Origin of the sequence: Microcoleus sp. Pol12B4, assembly GCF_036701385.1 — a bacterium.
Lineage (GTDB): Bacteria > Cyanobacteriota > Cyanobacteriia > Cyanobacteriales > Microcoleaceae > Microcoleus.
Genome location: NZ_JAUBQR010000456.1, coordinates 1 through 1,252, shown reverse-complemented (window position 1 = coordinate 1,252; position 1,252 = coordinate 1). Strand labels below are relative to the sequence as shown.

General features: G+C 48.9%; 1 protein-coding gene. It reads left to right on the top strand.

Translation table 11 applies throughout. The features are described from left to right. Positions 1 to 1,252: DUF4347 domain-containing protein (locus QUA38_RS29015; RefSeq protein WP_333167991.1), on the top strand; the 1,252-nt coding region annotated here is incomplete at both ends.

Sequence of the window (1,252 nt, the reverse complement as noted above, 5' to 3'; positions counted from 1 at the left end):
ACAGCAGGTAGTAATACTCGATCGCACCAAAAACGGCATCGAACAAATCACCTCGGAAATTGAAAAATACGCCTCTACTAACGGGGCGATAGACTCGGTTCACATTATTTCTCACGGCACTTCTGGTAGCCTACAATTAGGCAATACTGCTCTGGGTTCAGATAACATAGAGCAATACAAAAGCCAGTTGGACTCGTGGCAAACTTCACTAGCCCCACAAGCAGACATCATGCTGTACGGCTGCGATGTAGCAGGCGGTACAGGTGCTAATTTCGTCGATCGGTTCAGCCAATTAACCGGGGCTGACGTTGCTGCATCGACCAACACAACTGGCAGTGGCGGCGACTGGAATTTAGAATTTGCTAGGGGTCAAATTGAATCTCCCTTAGCCTTGCAGCCAGAGGCTATGGCAGGTTACCAAGGTGATTTAGCTACGATCGTAGTAGCCAACAATAGCGATAGCGGGCCCGGTTCATTAAGAGCTGCGATCGCCACCGCTGTTGCCGGCGATATCATTACCTTCGCTCCAGGTTTAGCCAGCCAAACCATTACTCTCACCAGCGGTCAACTTGATATTCCCGTTGGCAAAAACATCACGATTGACGGCGCCGCCGCAGCCGGTTTAACCATCAGTGGCAACAACGCATCCCGCGCCTTTTTTGTCAATGCCAATGTTGCAACTGCTACTAATTTTGTGGTCAAAAACCTCATTATTACTAACGGCAAAACTACCGATCGAGGTGGCGCGATCGGCACAACCGACGAAGTAAACCTCACAGTAGAAAACGTTGAGTTCAACAACAACGTCGCCGATAAAGGTGGTGGCGCAATTTTTGGTAATTTCAACAATACCCTGACTGTTACCAACAGTAAATTCAACGGCAACGTGGCCACCTCCGCTAACGATGAACGCGGTGCAGGTGCGATCGGCTTTTTGAGTTTCAAAACTTTTACAGTCACCAACAGCGAATTCACCAACAACAAAGGAATTAACGGCGGGGCAATTAACAGCCTTCAAGGTAAGCTGACAATTGACAACTCCCGATTTATCGGCAACGATACCACCGCAGCCGTTTACGCCACAGGCAAAGTTAATCCGTTTTTAAGGGGTTTTGGCGGCGCAGTTTACACAGACAGAGCCAGCAATCCGAGCGAAGCTTCCGGCACAATTAAGATTACCAATAGCGTATTTCAAGACAATAAAGGTCGAGGTGAAGGAGGCGCAGCTTATCTGTTCACCGGCAGCCAAGAC